The organism is Flagellimonas sp. ABD4_174 (assembly GCF_056160185.1).
The window spans coordinates 1952637-1969002 of the sequence record NZ_JBSWWP010000001.1 but is presented as its reverse complement, the minus strand read 5'-3'; the positions used below and the strand labels follow the sequence as shown (position 1 = coordinate 1969002).

The following is a 16366-nucleotide window of genomic DNA, read 5'->3' as shown; positions in this document are numbered from 1 at the left end:
CGATTATGAAAAAAATACTACTGCCACTTGCGCTATGTACCGCAAGTTTAACCATGTATGCCCAGGACCATGGGCTCGAAAAGGACATTGCCGCTATTGAATCCAAGGTAATTGAATGGCGCCGTGATTTTCACCAAAATCCGGAACTGAGCAACCGGGAGTTTAAAACCGCCGAAAAAATTGCCAAACATCTAAAATCCTTAGGAATCGATGTTCAGACCGGAATCGCACATACTGGTGTTGTAGGTCTTTTAAAAGGTGACCATCCGGGTAAAGTAGTGGCCCTTAGGGCTGATATCGATGCGCTGCCTGTTACCGAAAGAAACGATCTTCCCTACAAATCTGAAGTCACCTCGGAATTTTTGGGACAGGAAGTCGGGGTGATGCACGCTTGTGGGCACGACACCCATATCGCAATTATGATGGGGGTAGCTGAAGTCTTATCCAACAATAAGGACAAAATTCATGGAACCATCAAATTTATATTCCAACCGGCCGAAGAAGGTGCCCCTCCGGGAGAAGAAGGTGGCGCAGAACTTATGGTGAAAGAGGGAGTTCTCGAAAACCCCAATGTGGATGCCATTTATGGTTTGCACATTGGTTCCTACCTGCCTGTTGGCCATATTGCATATAAACCAGGAGGCGCTTTGGCAGCAGCACAGCGTTTTGTTGTAAAGATAAAAGGAAAACAATCGCACGGCTCACAACCCTGGGGCGGTGTAGATCCCATTTATGTGGCTTCCAAAATAGTAGATGGCTTTCAATCCATTATTAGCCGAGAATTGGAATTGACCAAGGAGGCGGCCGTAATCACTGTAGGAAAGATTTCCGGTGGTGTTCGTAACAATATCATTCCGGAAAGTGCCGAATTGGTTGGAACCATCCGAACGTTGGATTACGATATGCAAAAGCAGGTAAATACAAGGATGAAGGAAATGGCAGAGACCATCGCCAAGGCATACAGAGCCGAAGCTACGGTGGAAATAGCCAAAGGTGTGCCAATCACTTACAATGACCCAGACCTTACCGCAAGCTCACTCTCCAGCCTTCAAGAAGTAGCGGGTACAGAAAATGTACACTTGATCAAAGCAATTACAGGAGCTGAGGATTTTTCTTTTTATCAGGAAAAAATACCCGGCTTCTTTTATATTTTGGGTGGAAAAGACCCCAATGCCGGCCCAGACGAACACTTTCCCCATCATACCCCAGATTTTAAAATTGATGATAGCGGACTTCAATTGGGCGTTAAGGCCATGACTGAAATTGCACTGGATTACCTGGACAGAAGCAAATAAGATCCGATTATAATTAAACAAGTCCCAATATTCACCAACATTTGGAAATTGAATATTGGGGCTTCATATTTGTAACTATACTTTATACGACGTCAATGGAAGCATTTCTTGATTTTTTTGCCGGATTGCCCTGGTGGGCTTGGGTATTACTATTTCTGGTTTTGGTCGCTATTCGGGACATTTTTCTTCAGAAAGCCCATACGATCAGTCACAATTACCCTATAGTTGGACATTTACGGTATTGGCTCGAAAGTATAGGTCCGGAAATGCGACAGTATTTTGTAGCCAACAATAGGGAAGAACTGCCTTTTAACCGGATTGAACGCAGCTGGATCTATGCTTCGGCAAAAAAAGAAAATAATTATGAAGGCTTTGGCACCGATAGGGACATCTACAAACACCAACATATTTTTATAAAGAATGCGATGATCGGTTTCCAAATGCCGGAAAACCATCCAAACCACGCACATCCCTACTTTTTACCCTGTGCCAAAGTGATGGGTGCCCATAATAAACGAAGAAAACCCTATCGACCCGCGTCCATTATCAATGTTTCGGCAATGAGTTTTGGTTCTTTGTCCGCCGCAGCCATCGAATCTTTGAACCGCGGTGTGGAAAAGTGCGGAGCCTACCATAATACGGGAGAAGGTGGCCTATCCCCCTATCACAAACAAGGAGGGGACGTTATTTTTCATTTTGGGACAGGATATTTTGGTGTCCGCTCAAAAGATGGTGGGTTTTCCATGGAAAAACTTAAAATTTTGGTAGATGAAAACCCCTGTATCAAAGCTATAGAAATAAAACTTTCGCAAGGTGCCAAACCCGGAAAAGGGGGTGTTCTGCCAGGATCTAAGATTACCCCGGAACTAGCGGAAATCCGAGGTGTTGAGGTTGGCAAGGACGTAATCTCCCCTCCTACGCACAAAGCCTTTACCACAATACCAGAGCTTATGGACTTTATTGAATCCATTGCCGAGGAAACAGGATTGCCCGTAGGAATTAAGGGCGCCATCGGGAAAATAGACCAATGGCAAGAACTTGCCGATTTGATGAAGAAAACGGGCAAAGGCCCTGACTTTATTACCATTGATGGTGGCGAAGGGGGAACCGGAGCTGCCCCTCCGAGCTTTGCCGATCATGTATCGCTACCGTGGTCCTACGGATTTTCATCGGTGTACAAATTGTTCCTGGAACATGGATTAACAGATAGGATCGTGTTCATTGGAAGTGGAAAATTGGGCTTCCCTGGAAAGGCTGCCATGGCATTTGCCATGGGTGCGGATTGCATTAATGTTGCCCGAGAGGCCATGATGAGCATCGGATGTATTCAGGCACAGGTATGCCATACCAATAGGTGCCCTGCGGGTGTCGCCACACAGAGTAAATGGCGCCAGAGCGGGATCAACATCCCTTTAAAATCCGATAGGCTGGCACAATACTTTAACACTTTTAAAAAAGAATTTTTGGAAATCACCCATGCTGCCGGCTACGAGCATCCTTGTCAATTTAATATGGAAGATGTGCAGGTAAATGTGGATGATGATTATCTTAGCAGCGACATTAGAAGAGTGTACAAGTATCAAAAAGAGAAAGTACCTTTTAATTCCATGCAAGAATTTTACGAATGTGAGCACCTTGGTGGAAAAGCGGCAATGGAAAAAGATTAAAGATCAAAACCCAAATAATTTTAAATATACAATTACGCTACTTATGAAAAAAAGTTTACTCCCAATCCTATTTTTAGTTGTTTCGACAAGTACATTTTCTCAACGAAAAAGTGAACTATTTGCCGAAATCGATACCCTTAAAAGTAGAATCTCTCAATTAGAACAGGAATTGGCAAAGGCAAAACGAGAAATATCATCCAGCAGTGCCGAAGCCGAGGCCCTTAAAACAGAAAATGCAAGTTTACGAGATGCCAATGCCACCCTTTTGGGCAACTTGAGCAACTTTTCGGAACTATCCAAACAAAACTCAGAAAACGTTAACAAGGCCATGGCAGCCCTCGCTAGAAAAGAAAAGCAACTTAGTGGTATCAATGACATGATATCCGCCAACGACTCGACAGCCATTGTGTCTTTGACACGGATAAAACAAACCTTGGGAGAAAATGCCAAAGTAGCTGTAGAAGGAGGTATAATTAGCATTGGCAGCAGTTTAAACGTTCTTTTTGGCTCCGATACATCGTCCGAATTAACAGCGGAGGGAAAAACCTGGTTGGCAGGAATAGCCAGCATTATTAAAAGCAACCCCAACTTTAAGGCCGAAGTGGAGGGATTGAACATTACCGGTGAATTTGGATCAACGTACAATCAAGTGGCATCGGTAGCTACGGAACTGGTGACGAATTTGGAAATCCCAGCAGAGAACATTGCAATTTCTGCAAAAGATGGCAATTTCAAAGAAGGAATCAATATTAAGCTCCAGCCCAACTACAAAGCATTTTACGCACAGGCCAAAGAAAGCGCCAAGGCAGCGCAATAACCTATTAAAAAAATACTTTTTAGAATTTTGATGCGTTGTAGGTAGTGTAAAATCAACAAAAACCAAACTACCTTATGAGTGGAGATCAAATCCTTCAGTTATTTGCTTATTTGTTACCAGCGGTTGTTACCGGTGCCGTAGCCTTCTACTTTTTTAGATTGCACACCCGAAACGAAGACGGGCGCAGACGTTTTTTACTGCATAAAGATTCGCAAAAGGAAACATTGCCCATCCGGTTACAGGCGTACGAACGTATGGCGCTATTCTTGGAGCGGATCACCTTGAACAATCTTGTGGTACGGGTCGCTCCCAAGGGCAAGAACAAAAGTGATTACGAAAATCTATTGATCAAACAAATCGAGAATGAATTTGAGCATAATCTGTCCCAACAGATATACATGTCCGATTCTTGCTGGAACATTATCAAAACTGCAAAAAATACGACCATTCAAATTATTCGATCGGCCGGAATGAGCGAGACAGATTCTCCGGACAAGCTTAGGGAGGACATTCTTAACCAGACCATGGAGAAAGAATCCCCATCCAACGCTGCTTTAGCCTATGTTAAAAAAGAGGTGAGCGATCTTTGGAAATAAGCTATTCCTGCTTTTCTGGCTCAATTGGGCTTGTTTCATCGTTCTTGTTCTTGGCATATAAATACCCACGTTTCCACCACAAGGTCATTCGGTCCTTATTGAACACCAAGGAGTTTGTGGTGAGAACGGTAGGTGTATAGTAAAAATTGATAATGGCATTTTTTTGATTCGCCACCAATTTTCCTATTCTAATATTTTGATTTTCTATCCGATCCAGCATAAACCCAAAAATGGTAGTGATCAGATCAAAGGGATTTTTAGAGGACATGCGGTTCAAATGATTTACTTCGGTATGAAGCACAACAACATCAACCTCCGTGGCGCCACGATTTAAGGCCTCTTCAATGGGTACCAATGAGCCCAATCCACCATCTGCATACTCACATCCGTTCTTCTTCACTAAGCTCATAAACGGCGTATAATTGGAAGAGATCCAAATCCAGTCACAAAATTCCTCGTAAGTACAATCGTTAATCGACTTATATTCCACTTGGTTCAAGGATAGGTTGGACACCGTGACCACTACGTCCGTATTACCATGTTTTAACTCATTAAACTCGTCCTCGGTTATAGAGCGTCGTATCAATTTTCTAAGATTTTCGCTTTCTCCGAAGGTCTTTTTCCCCTTAATAAAATTTCGAATCACGTTCCAATGGTTTATGGCTATGATCTCTACACCGTGTTTTTTCTTGATAATAAACGGACAATTATTGAAGATGCTATCCTGGTTCACATTGGAATAAATATTCTTGATCTTATCCAGTTTGTTCAGCGCCAAATGGGAAATCAACAAACTGCCAGTGGAGGTGCCGACGAACAGATCGTACTCGTGCTTGGCCTCTTGGATCAAAAACTGGGCAACACCGCCCGCAAAGGCTCCTTTGCTACCTCCTCCCGAAATCACCAATGCCCTCATTCACCTATAGTTTTTTCCAAATATTGTTTTTCTTGCTGACTTAGCAAAGGGTATATGCGTTTAATCCTTGCCGTATTTTCGTCGGACTGCAGAAACTCCTTTAAGAGGCTTCTGGCCGATTTTTTAAAATGCCAAACATGATGCCCGCATGCTTCTATCAGGTTTTTCAGTACCATATCGTTAAATCCACCGATATTTTTTAAATACTGGAAAGCCATCATACGGGTCTCAAAATGATGTTCAGCTCCCGTTAATTCGCTTAACTCCTTAAAATAGTTTGCTTTGGTGTCCGGCCTGAATTCGGGAGTTACCAAGGCCAACGTTAACCATAGTAGTCGAATATTCTTGCTGGGAAAGCCCTTAATTCCATCCGTTTCATCAAGATATTTGGTTCTGTGCTCCGGGAAATCTGTCCATAAACGGTACAGGGCAGCTTCAATGGTCGTATAACTTTTATCCCGCAAAAGATTCTCAATACTCACCCTTAGCTCCGGTGGTATTTTATTTAAGGAAAGTGCCACGGCCTGTCTTGCCTTTATATCTTCGGAAGCTATAATTTCACTTAATAATTGAGTTGGCATTGCTTCTCCATAATCTAAAATAAGGTTTTCCTTTAAGTGGATTGAAGATAAAGTGCTCCAGTTTCTTACCAAAATTTCCTCGGTGCCCTCCGGTTCTTGGGCTATCTGTTTGTTAAGTTCAAAATACGTTCTGATTGAGCTGTTCCTATCTTTCAAAAACATAATGGCTTCTTCAAAGGGGAAATCCGGGTTTTCCAACCACAATGCTTCAAAATCCGAAAGATCAGTGCCCGATTCCTCTTCCATTTCTCTTATAAAATTGGGTATGGTCACATTTTTAAAGGCGAATTTGTTCAGATATTTGCGCACTCCTTTTTTAAAGGCCATCTTCCCTACCCGCTCTTGAAGCATGACCAATGCCCATGCTCCTTTTTCATAGAAAGTAAGACTCCCTGCATTCGGATTCCAAAGCGCCTCGCCCTGATCCTCTTCGGAAAAGCTTTTCAAGGCTTCTGCGGTCCCCAACAATTTCCAATAATAGTGATCATCGCCAAAAATGTGTTTTTCTGCTAAATAGGCATAAAATGTAGCAAACCCCTCGTGCAGCCAATGATGTTCGCTACTGGTCTCCGTTACCAAATTGCCAAACCATTGATGGGCGAGTTCGTGGGCATTAACGTTAACATAGTTTTTATCCACAAAAGCAGTTGAATCCACAACATATTGATTTGAAAAAATTGTGCACGTTGTGTTTTCCATCCCAGCGTACAGAAAATCGTGAACAGGCACCTGCTTGTAATTTTGCCAAGGATAGGCCACGCCAATTCGGTTTTCCAAAAAATCGAATATGCGCTTACTGTACCGATAAGTTGGTTCCGCATTAAGGCTATCCTTAGGCTCATAATAGAGTTCCATGGGGATTCCGGAGGATGATTCCATGGTTTCCATCTTATAGTTACCAATGGCAAAACCGATCAAATAACTGCTCATGGGCTTCTCCATATCAAACTGCCACATATATCCGTTGGAATTGGGCAATGTTTCCTTCTTGAGAAGATTACCGTTGGCGATTACGGTATAATCCTCTCTTAAAATGATTTTAAGATCAAACTCTACCTTTTCGGTCATATCATCAAAACTGGGCAACCAATGACTGGTGTACTTGCCCTGCCCTTGCGTCCATACCTGTTCATTGCCATCCACGGCATCGTCCCAACCTAGAAAATATACCGTTTGTTCAGGTTTTGCCACATAATCCATGGAAACGATATGGTTCTCCCCTTCTTTCATTTCGTTTTTGATTATAATTCTCTTGCCGTTGTTATCAAAATCGATTTTTACTCCATCAAAAGAAACATTAAAAAAATCCATGCTCACAGCATCAAAAAAAACGGAATCCACATCCTCGAGCACATTAAAATGATAAGAAATACTACCCTTTATCTGTTTATCGACAGGTGTGGGCTCAATTAAAATATCGGCTCGCAGAAAATCCACTTTATCCTGGATCTGAGCGGACAAAAACTGTGAAAACAAGAAAAAAACGATTACGGGGCTCAGCTTCATACCATCATCTTATCAAAAGTCTATCCAAAATACATATTTTAGTTCGATGAATCCCAATTTTCTACAAACTCCCATCGCCTATTTAAAAGGTGTCGGTCCCAATCGGGCCGATACCCTAAAGACCGAATTGGGCATTGAGACCTTTAGGGACCTGCTCCATCTGTTCCCCAATCGCTATTTGGACAAGACGAGCTACTACAAGATCAATCAATTGCAACCCAGCGGTGCCGATGTACAAGTAGTGGGTAAAATTGTGCATATAAAAACCGTAGAGCAAAAACGTGGAAAGCGTTTGGTAGCCACTTTTGTGGATGAAACCGGACAAATGGAACTAGTCTGGTTCCGGGGCCATAAATGGATCAGGGAAAATTTAAAATTGAACGAACCCTACGTGGTTTTTGGTAGAGTGAACAAATATGGAAGTACATTCTCCATGCCACACCCCGAAATGGAAACCTTGCAAAAGCATGAGCAGGGTGTAAAATTGACCATGCAGCCCATTTATCCTTCCACAGAAAAATTAAGCAATAAGGGTATTACCAACCGCGTACTGGGCAAAATGATCCAACAATTGTTTTTGGAATGCGGGGGCAAGTTTCAAGAATCTTTGTCGCCCGGTATTCTAGATGAACTGAAGTTGATATCGAAAAGTTCCGCTCTTTTTAATATACATTTTCCGAAAAACCAGGAGCTCCTGGCCAAAGCACAGTTTCGGTTAAAGTTTGAAGAGTTGTTTTTTGTGCAATTACAGCTCATTTCCAAAAAAATGCTCCGCAAGAAAAAAATCAAAGGAATGCCGTTTGATGCCGTAGGTGAAAGGTTTACCGAGTTTTTTGAGAACCATCTTCCTTTTGAATTGACCAACGCCCAGAAAAGGGTCATTAAGGAAATCCGGAACGATTTGGGCAGCAACGCCCAAATGAACCGACTTTTACAGGGCGATGTGGGTTCGGGAAAGACTATTGTGGCACTAATGTGCATGCTATTGGCAATAGACAATGGTTTCCAGACGTGTTTGATGGCGCCAACGGAGATTTTGGCCACACAACACTACAACGGCCTCAAAGAACTTTTGGAACAAATGGACGTCAAAATTGCCCTATTGACAGGTTCCACCAAGAAATCCGAACGCACCTTGCTCCACAATCAACTGGAAAATGGGAACTTGAACATTTTGGTAGGCACCCACGCGGTTTTGGAGGATAAAGTCCAGTTTAAAAACCTCGGCTTGGCCATCGTGGACGAACAACACCGTTTTGGCGTGGCGCAACGCTCCAAGCTTTGGCATAAAAATCAGACGCCCCCTCACATTTTGGTGATGACTGCGACTCCGATCCCGAGAACCTTGGCCATGAGTCTGTACGGGGATTTGGACATCTCGGTAATTGATGAACTCCCTCCTGGCCGAAAACCTATTAAAACAGTACATCGCTTTGACAGTAATCGGTTAAAAGTGTTCAGGTTCATCAAAGATGAGATTAAAAAAGGACGACAAATTTATGTAGTATACCCACTGATCCAAGAGTCCGAAGCCTTGGATTACAAGGATTTAATGGACGGCTATGAGAGCATCGTACGCGACTTTCCTCAGCCCGAGTATCAAATTTCAATTGTGCACGGTAAAATGAAGCCTGCCGACAAGGACTATGAAATGGAGCGTTTTGTTAAAGGAGAAACCCAGATCATGATTGCTACAACGGTAATCGAGGTAGGTGTAAACGTACCCAATGCCTCTGTAATGATCATTGAAAGTGCTGAACGTTTCGGCCTTTCCCAATTGCACCAGCTTCGAGGGCGTGTAGGCCGAGGTGCCGAACAAAGCTTTTGTATTTTAATGACGGGCAACAAACTTTCCGAAGATTCCAAGACCCGTTTACAGACCATGGTGCGCACAAATGATGGTTTTGAGATTGCTGAGGTCGACCTTAAACTTCGTGGACCCGGCGACTTAATGGGCACACAGCAGAGCGGTATGCTCAATCTTAAGATTGCTGATATTGTGAAAGACAATCAAATCCTGAAAACAGCCCGTTACCATGCCATTCAATTACTGAAAGACGACCCTAGACTGGAAAAAGTGGAAAATGCACCTATTTTAAATGCCTATTCCAAAATAATGGCCAATAAAACCATTTGGAATTATATAAGTTAACTGCGATTTAGGTTTGTAATCAACAAATTGCACAATCCTGCCAATATCTTCGTTACAAACTGAAAATCAAACTGTAAGATTTATTCAATTTAAAAAACAGCTCATTGAAATAGCGGTTGAACATCGTAATTTTAATACTGACCAAAATTCATTTCTATACACAATTTTTAACTTCGTAGGCTTACAAAATATCGATGACACAATGAGCAAGACATTATTTGATAAGGTTTGGGATTCGCATGTGGTAAAACATATCGAGAATGGCCCGGATGTACTTTTTATAGATAGGCACCTAGTTCACGAAGTAACGAGCCCCGTAGCCTTTTTAGGCTTAAAAAATAGAGGAATAAAAGTGTTATATCCGGAACGCACCTTTGCAACCGCTGATCACAACACCCCTACCCGAAACCAACACTTGCCCGTTATGGACCCCTTGTCCGCAAATCAGTTAAAGGCCTTGGAAGAGAATGCCAATGCACACGGTATCCCCTACTGGGGACTGGGTCATGAGAAAAACGGAATCGTACACGTAATTGGTCCGGAAAATGGAATAACACTGCCCGGGGCAACGATTGTTTGTGGGGATTCCCACACCTCTACCCACGGCGCATTTGGGGCCATTGCATTCGGAATCGGAACCAGCGAAGTGGAAATGGTACTGTCCACGCAGTGCATCATGCAACCAAAACCCAAAAGTTTGCGCATCAATATAAATGGAGAATTGAGCAAAGCCGTAACACCAAAAGATGTGGCGCTTTTCATCATTTCCAAATTATCCACATCCGGCGCCACCGGCTATTTTGCCGAATATGCTGGGGATGTTTTCAAAAATATGTCTATGGAAGGTCGTATGACGGTCTGCAACCTGAGTATTGAAATGGGCGCGCGCGGAGGTATGATCGCCCCTGACGAAACCACATTTGAGTACATTAAGGGAAGAGAGTACACCCCAAAAGGTAAGGATTGGGATACGGCCATGGACTACTGGAGTACTCTATATTCTGATGACGATGCAGAGTTCGATAAAGAAATTACTTTTGATGCCAGCGAGATAGAACCTATGATCACTTTTGGCACCAATCCGGGAATGGGCATCGGAATTAGCAAGGACATTCCTACCGCGGCAAGTATTGATGGCTCAGCTGCCACCTACAAAAAATCCTTGGAATATATGGACTATAATGAAGGTGAGGCCATGGTGGGCAAACCCATTGATTTTGTGTTCCTTGGAAGCTGTACCAACGGTAGAATTGAAGATTTTAGAGCTTTCGCTTCCATCATTAAAGGAAGGAAAAAAGCGGACAATGTGACCGCTTGGTTGGTTCCCGGTTCACACAAAGTGGAAGAAGCTATCAGAGAAGAAGGCATCTTGGCTATTTTGACCGAAGCCGGATTTGAATTGAGAGAGCCCGGCTGTTCTGCTTGCTTGGCCATGAACGATGATAAGATTCCCGCTGGCAAATATGCGGTAAGCACCTCCAACAGAAACTTTGAAGGTAGACAAGGCCCAGGAGCCCGTACCTTGTTGGCAAGTCCTTTGGTGGCCGCAGCAGCAGCTGTTACCGGAAAAGTAACCGACCCAAGGGAATTAATGCAAGAAGAAGTTTTAGCTTAACAATAAAAATTTACAATGAGCAATCCATTGGTAATTGAACATTGATAACTGATAATTGAAAGAAAAATGGCTTACGATAAATTCAACATACTAACAAGTTCCGCGGTACCATTACCTATTGAGAATGTGGATACGGACCAGATCATCCCCGCACGATTCCTAAAAGCTACCGAGCGTAAAGGTTTCGGGGACAATTTATTCCGTGATTGGAGATATAATTCTGATGACACACCCAAAGAACAATTTGTACTCAACAATCCTATCTATTCTGGCAAAATATTGGTAGGTGGAAAAAACTTTGGTTCCGGTTCCTCTAGGGAGCACGCGGCTTGGGCTGTATACGACTACGGATTCCGCTGTGTAGTTTCCAGCTTTTTTGCTGATATCTTTAGAAACAACTGCCTAAACATAGGAGTGCTTCCTGTTCAGGTAAGTCCTGAGTTCTTGGATAAAATATTCAAGGCCATTGAGGCAGACCCAAAAACTGAGTTGGAGGTCAATCTACCAGAACAAAAAATCACCATTTTGGCTTCTGGTGAAAGTGAAAGCTTTGACATCAATGATTACAAAAAAGGTAATATGCTCAATGGTTTTGATGATATCGACTACTTGTTGAACATTCAAAAAGACATTGAGGAATACGCTAAAAACACGCCTTTATAACCCACCGTTCGGAACACTACGGTAAATAAAATGAAAACACGCACCATAGAAATCATGGACACCACCCTACGGGATGGTGAACAAACCTCTGGGGTTTCCTTTTCGGCCTCGGAAAAACTTACCTTGGCCAAACTTCTGCTGGAAGAACTCAAGGTGGACCGTATTGAGGTGGCCTCTGCCCGTGTTTCAGAAGGAGAACTGCAAGCAGTTAAAAACATCACAGAATGGGCCTCATCCGAAGGTTATATTTCCAAAGTGGAGGTTTTGACCTTCGTGGATAAAGGGGTGTCCCTTAAATGGATGCAAGAAGCTGGTGCAAAAGTTCAGAACTTGCTAACAAAAGGTTCATTAAACCATTTAACCCATCAACTCAAAAAGACTCCAGAACAGCATTTTACAGAAATTAAAAATGTAGTTTCCGAAGCTCAAAAGCTCGACATTGAAACAAATGTTTACCTAGAGGATTGGAGCAATGGGATGCGCAATTCCAAAGACTATGTTTTTCAGTTTTTGGATTTTTTGACCCAACAACCCATTAAACGAATTCTGCTTCCGGATACCTTGGGGGTATTGACCCATACTGAAACAGGAGCATTTTTCAAGGAAATTATTGAAAGGTATCCAGACCATCATTTTGATTTTCATGGACATAACGATTACGATTTGAGTGTAGCGAACGTGATGGAAGCGTTGAAAGCTGGTGCCCACGGACTGCACCTAACTGTTAATGGAATGGGAGAACGTGCGGGCAATGCTCCTTTGGCTAGCGCCGTGGCGGTAATCAACGATTTTTTGCCGGAGATCAAGATTGGTGTAAAGGAATCATCTCTATATAAAGTAAGTAAATTGGTGTCTGCCTTTACCGGTTTCGGCATACCTGACAACAAACCTATTGTTGGAGACAACGTATTTACACAAACTGCTGGAATACATGCGGATGGCGACAGTAAAAAGAATCTTTACTTTAATGACTTATTACCCGAACGTTTTGGTAGAAAACGCAAATATGCCCTAGGCAAAACCTCAGGAAAAGCCAATATTCAAAAGAACCTTCAAGAGCTTGGACTGACCTTGAACGATGACGAACTGAAAAAAGTCACGGAGCGAATCATCGAGCTTGGCGACAAAAAAGAACGCGTCACCAAAGATGACCTCCCTTATATCATTTCAGATGTTCTCGATAGCGACCTCCACCAACAAAAGGTTTTTGTGAAATCGTACGTACTGACACATTCCAAAGGTTTAAAACCCTCTACTACCCTTTCCATAGAAATCGAAGGGAAGACCTATGAGGAAAATGCCCAGGGCGATGGACAATTTGATGCTTTTATCAATGCATTGAAAAAGGTGTATAAAAAAGAAGGAAGGGGATTGCCCAAATTAGTGGATTATGCTGTGCGTATACCTCCGGGCAGTAATTCCGATGCACTTTGTGAGACCATCATAACATGGCAGACCAAAGAAAAAGACTTTACTACCCGTGGGCTCGATTCAGACCAAACGGTATCTGCCATCAAGGCCACAGAAAAAATGCTCAATCTGGTTTGACACTAAAAAAGATAACTATCAACCAACAACGATAATCGAATAACAAGAAAAAATGAAACTAAACATAGCGCTCTTGGCCGGAGATGGAATTGGCCCCGAAGTAATTGATCAAGCCGTAAAAGTATCAGATGCCGTAGCCGCAAAATTCGGTCACGAAATAAGCTGGACCCCTGCCCTAACAGGTGCCGCAGCGATTGATGCCGTTGGCGAACCTTACCCGGACGAAACCCACGAAGCCTGTGTTGCTGCCGATGCCGTTCTTTTTGGCGCCATTGGCCATCCTCGTTTTGACAATGATCCTTCTGCCAAGGTACGGCCTGAGCAAGGCTTGTTGAAAATGCGTCAAAAATTGGGATTGTTCGCCAATGTACGCCCAACTTTTACTTTCCCATCACTGATAGACAAATCTCCGTTGAAACGTGAACGTATAGAAGGGACCGATTTGGTATTTCTTCGCGAATTGACTGGAGGAATTTATTTTGGAAAACGAGGTCGCGAAGACAACAACAATACTGCTTACGATACTTGCACCTATACACGTGCCGAAGTGGAGCGCCTGGCCAAAAAAGGCTTTGAAATGGCGATGCAACGTTCCAAAAAGCTTTGTTGCGTGGACAAGGCCAACGTTTTGGAAACTTCGCGTTTGTGGAGGGAAACAGTTCAGAAATTGGAAAAGGACTATCCAGAAGTGGAAGTATCCTATGAATTTGTGGATGCCGTGGCGATGCGTTTGGTGCAATGGCCAAGTGCTTATGACGTACTGATTACAGAAAACTTGTTTGGTGATATTTTAACGGATGAAGCTTCGGTGATTTCAGGATCTATGGGATTGATGCCTTCTGCATCATTGGGCGAAAAAACATCTTTGTTCGAACCCATCCACGGCTCTTACCCACAAGCTGCAGGGAAAGATATTGCCAATCCATTGGCAACGGTTCTGTCTGCCGCAATGATGTTCGAAACTGCATTTGGTCTCAAGGATGAAGCTGAAGCCATCCGCGAGGTAGTGAATAAATCATTGGCGGAAGGCGTGGTGACCGAAGATCTTGCCGATGGTGGAAAAGCATACAAGACCAGTGAAGTTGGGAACTGGTTAGCAGAACATATTTAATCAACCCACATAAAAACCAAAAAAAGCCCCGATGGTCGGGGCTTTTTTAATTCGTTAAAAATAAATCTTCAGCTAATTCTTTAGCTTGCTATGACATCGATGCGTCATTCTGAATTTATTTCAGAATCTCATCATTTTTGCATTTCAATTTTAGTGAGAACCTGAAACGAGTTCAGGTTGATGAGAATTCTATTTTTCTTAAAATCTTTTCAGCTTACAAAATATAGTCAGTACTCAAAAAGTTGCTCACTTTTGCCTCCATTAACTGTTCTACCGTTTGAACGTTCAAGTTGTTATCCTTGAACGCCACAAAGGTCCTGATGGAGAAGGAACGCAAGGCATCGTGCACACTTAAGGTAGACTGAGCTGAATCTTTTCTTCCTGTAAATGGATACACATCCGGGCCACGCTGGCACGAGCTGTTCAGGTTCACTCGGCACACCAAGTTTGCCAACGTATCGATAAGCGGTGAAAGGGTATACACATCCTTGCCGAACAAACTTACCTGTTGTCCGTAGTTGGATTCTGCCATATCATCCAAGGGCTCTTCAATATCTTGAAAAGAAAGCACTGGAATGATAGGTCCAAACTGTTCCTCTTGATATACTCGCATATCTTTGGTTACCGGGTACAATACGGCTGGCCAGATATAATTTTCAAAATGTTTTCCTCCTTTTTTGTTGATGATTTTAGCACCTTTAGCCAAAGCATCATCCAACAATTCCTGAATATATGCAGGCTTATCAGGTTCAGGAAGTGGCGTTAAGTCCACACCATCGTCCCAAGGATTACCGAATTTTAACCCATCCACTTTTTCTGCAAAGCGTTTCAGGAAATCATCTTTTACTTCGTCGTGCACATAAACCACCTTTAAGGCGGTACAGCGCTGCCCATTAAAGGACAACGTACCCGAAATACATTCGTTAATAGTCAAATCCAATTCGGCATCGGGAAGTACAATGGCCGGATTCTTGGCTTCCAAGCCCAAGACCAAACGCAACCTATTGCTTTTAGGGTGCTGCTCTTGTAAAGCATTGGCCGACTTGCTGTTCCCTATCAGTGCCAATACATCTACCTTGCCTGTTTGCATTATGGGCGCCGCAACAGCTCTGCCCCTACCAAAAAGTATATTTACCACTCCTTTGGGAAAACTACTCTGAAATGCCTCCAAAAGCGGTGTAATCAGTAAAACTCCGTGCTTTGCCGGCTTAAAAATGGTGGTGTTCCCCATAATTATGGCTGGAATCAATAAAGCAAAAGTTTCGTTCAAGGGATAATTATAGGGCCCAAGACATAAAACCACACCAAGAGGCCCTCTTCGGATATGCGCGTATACCCCATCATGTTTCTGGAATTTGGCACAATCCCTATCCAATTGTTTGTAATCCTCAATAGTATCGTAAATATACTCTACGGTGCGATCAAACTCCTTATAAGAATCGGGCTTGGATTTACCAATTTCCCACATCAAAAGCTTAACCACTTGCTCGCGCTTCTGCTCCATTTTCTTCACAAAGGTTTCCATGCATTCAATTCGATCTTTTACCTTCATGGTAGGCCAGAGACCTTGACCCCTATCATATGCCGCTAAAGCCGAATCCAAAGCCTCCAAAGCTTCTGTTTCCCCCATGTCGGGCACGCTGCCCAATGTAGTTGGGGCATATTCCTCCGTTGAGGATATCGTGGAAATCACGAGACTGGTTGCTCCGTCCCATTTGCGTAACTCCCCGTTGACCAAATATGTTTTTTGATGAATTTCTTCAGTAATCTGAAATGCTTCTGGTATTGCTTTTGTTGCCATTTAATGTTCTTTTTATTTGAATTCCGGTGTTATATCTGTCATCCCATCCACACAAATCTAGCATAAAAAAAAGCTAAGAACACTTAGTTTTACACCTA

12 protein-coding genes are annotated in these 16366 nt (G+C 43.0%); 9 read left to right on the top strand and 3 right to left on the bottom strand.

What is annotated here, in order from left to right; genetic code table 11:
* Positions 1-5 precede the first annotated feature (5 nt).
* From ACXAFK_RS08625 to ACXAFK_RS08610, 4 genes are all read left to right on the top strand, one after another.
* Entirely contained in the window at positions 6-1295 is a 1290-nt protein-coding gene (locus ACXAFK_RS08625; protein ID WP_474957462.1) for an amidohydrolase, read from the top strand.
* A 95-nt stretch (positions 1296-1390) separates the two neighbouring features.
* The gene (locus ACXAFK_RS08620) at positions 1391-2962 is read left to right on the top strand and encodes an FMN-binding glutamate synthase family protein (RefSeq protein WP_474957461.1); all 1572 of its coding nucleotides are present in this window, start codon (positions 1391-1393) and stop codon (positions 2960-2962) included.
* Between the two features lie 43 nt (positions 2963-3005).
* Entirely contained in the window at positions 3006-3779 is a 774-nt protein-coding gene (locus ACXAFK_RS08615) for an OmpA family protein (protein ID WP_474957460.1), read from the top strand.
* 74 nt (positions 3780-3853) lie between these two features.
* Entirely contained in the window at positions 3854-4375 is a 522-nt protein-coding gene (locus ACXAFK_RS08610; protein WP_252079842.1) for a DUF7935 family protein, read from the top strand.
* Position 4376: 1 nt separating this feature from the next.
* Here the strand turns inward: ACXAFK_RS08610 and ACXAFK_RS08605 are convergent, their stop codons facing one another.
* On the bottom strand, positions 4377-5291 hold the full coding sequence (locus ACXAFK_RS08605) for a patatin-like phospholipase family protein (RefSeq protein WP_224836810.1): 915 nt from the start codon (positions 5289-5291) through the stop codon (positions 4377-4379).
* Positions 5288-7378: a M1 family metallopeptidase gene (locus tag ACXAFK_RS08600; RefSeq protein WP_474957459.1), complete on the bottom strand. Its 2091-nt coding sequence runs from the start codon at positions 7376-7378 to the stop codon at positions 5288-5290. Before ACXAFK_RS08600 ends, ACXAFK_RS08605 begins: the two co-directional genes overlap by 4 nt.
* Positions 7379-7424: 46 nt before the next feature.
* On the opposite strand from ACXAFK_RS08600, the gene recG reads away from it, so the two are divergent.
* From recG to leuB, 5 genes are all read left to right on the top strand, one after another.
* Positions 7425-9530 carry an ATP-dependent DNA helicase RecG gene (recG, locus tag ACXAFK_RS08595; protein WP_474957458.1) on the top strand — a complete coding sequence of 702 codons (2106 nt, stop codon included), beginning with the start codon at positions 7425-7427 and terminating at the stop codon, positions 9528-9530.
* A gap of 202 nt (positions 9531-9732) precedes the next feature.
* Positions 9733-11145 (top strand): 3-isopropylmalate dehydratase large subunit, encoded by a 1413-nt coding sequence (gene leuC, locus ACXAFK_RS08590; protein ID WP_474957457.1) that lies wholly within the window; start codon positions 9733-9735, stop codon positions 11143-11145.
* A 66-nt stretch (positions 11146-11211) separates the two neighbouring features.
* Positions 11212-11808 carry a 3-isopropylmalate dehydratase small subunit gene (gene leuD, locus ACXAFK_RS08585; RefSeq protein ID WP_474957456.1) on the top strand — a complete coding sequence of 199 codons (597 nt, stop codon included), beginning with the start codon at positions 11212-11214 and terminating at the stop codon, positions 11806-11808.
* Positions 11809-11838: 30 nt separating this feature from the next.
* Entirely contained in the window at positions 11839-13356 is a 1518-nt protein-coding gene (locus ACXAFK_RS08580) for an alpha-isopropylmalate synthase regulatory domain-containing protein (protein ID WP_474957455.1), read from the top strand.
* Positions 13357-13408: 52 nt separating this feature from the next.
* On the top strand, positions 13409-14467 hold the full coding sequence (leuB, locus tag ACXAFK_RS08575) for a 3-isopropylmalate dehydrogenase (RefSeq protein ID WP_474957454.1): 1059 nt from the start codon (positions 13409-13411) through the stop codon (positions 14465-14467).
* A gap of 214 nt (positions 14468-14681) precedes the next feature.
* On the opposite strand, the gene ACXAFK_RS08570 is transcribed toward leuB, so the two are convergent.
* Positions 14682-16268, bottom strand: a complete 1587-nt coding sequence (locus tag ACXAFK_RS08570; protein WP_474957453.1) for an NADP-dependent glyceraldehyde-3-phosphate dehydrogenase — start codon at positions 16266-16268, stop codon at positions 14682-14684.
* Positions 16269-16366: the final 98 nt, after the last annotated feature.

Bases quoted from the DNA above. Each gene is read 5' to 3' on its own strand.
- ACXAFK_RS08625 (WP_474957462.1), top strand. From the start codon at position 6: ATGAAAAAAATACTACTGCCACTTGCGCTATGTACCGCAAGTTTAACC.
- ACXAFK_RS08620 (WP_474957461.1), top strand. From the start codon at position 1,391: ATGGAAGCATTTCTTGATTTTTTTGCCGGATTGCCCTGGTGGGCTTGG.
- ACXAFK_RS08615 (WP_474957460.1), top strand. From the start codon at position 3,006: ATGAAAAAAAGTTTACTCCCAATCCTATTTTTAGTTGTTTCGACAAGT.
- ACXAFK_RS08610 (WP_252079842.1), top strand. From the start codon at position 3,854: ATGAGTGGAGATCAAATCCTTCAGTTATTTGCTTATTTGTTACCAGCG.
- ACXAFK_RS08605 (WP_224836810.1), bottom strand. From the start codon at position 5,291: ATGAGGGCATTGGTGATTTCGGGAGGAGGTAGCAAAGGAGCCTTTGCG.
- ACXAFK_RS08600 (WP_474957459.1), bottom strand. From the start codon at position 7,378: ATGAAGCTGAGCCCCGTAATCGTTTTTTTCTTGTTTTCACAGTTTTTG.
- recG (WP_474957458.1), top strand. From the start codon at position 7,425: ATGAATCCCAATTTTCTACAAACTCCCATCGCCTATTTAAAAGGTGTC.
- leuC (WP_474957457.1), top strand. From the start codon at position 9,733: ATGAGCAAGACATTATTTGATAAGGTTTGGGATTCGCATGTGGTAAAA.
- leuD (WP_474957456.1), top strand. From the start codon at position 11,212: ATGGCTTACGATAAATTCAACATACTAACAAGTTCCGCGGTACCATTA.
- ACXAFK_RS08580 (WP_474957455.1), top strand. From the start codon at position 11,839: ATGAAAACACGCACCATAGAAATCATGGACACCACCCTACGGGATGGT.
- leuB (WP_474957454.1), top strand. From the start codon at position 13,409: ATGAAACTAAACATAGCGCTCTTGGCCGGAGATGGAATTGGCCCCGAA.
- ACXAFK_RS08570 (WP_474957453.1), bottom strand. From the start codon at position 16,268: ATGGCAACAAAAGCAATACCAGAAGCATTTCAGATTACTGAAGAAATT.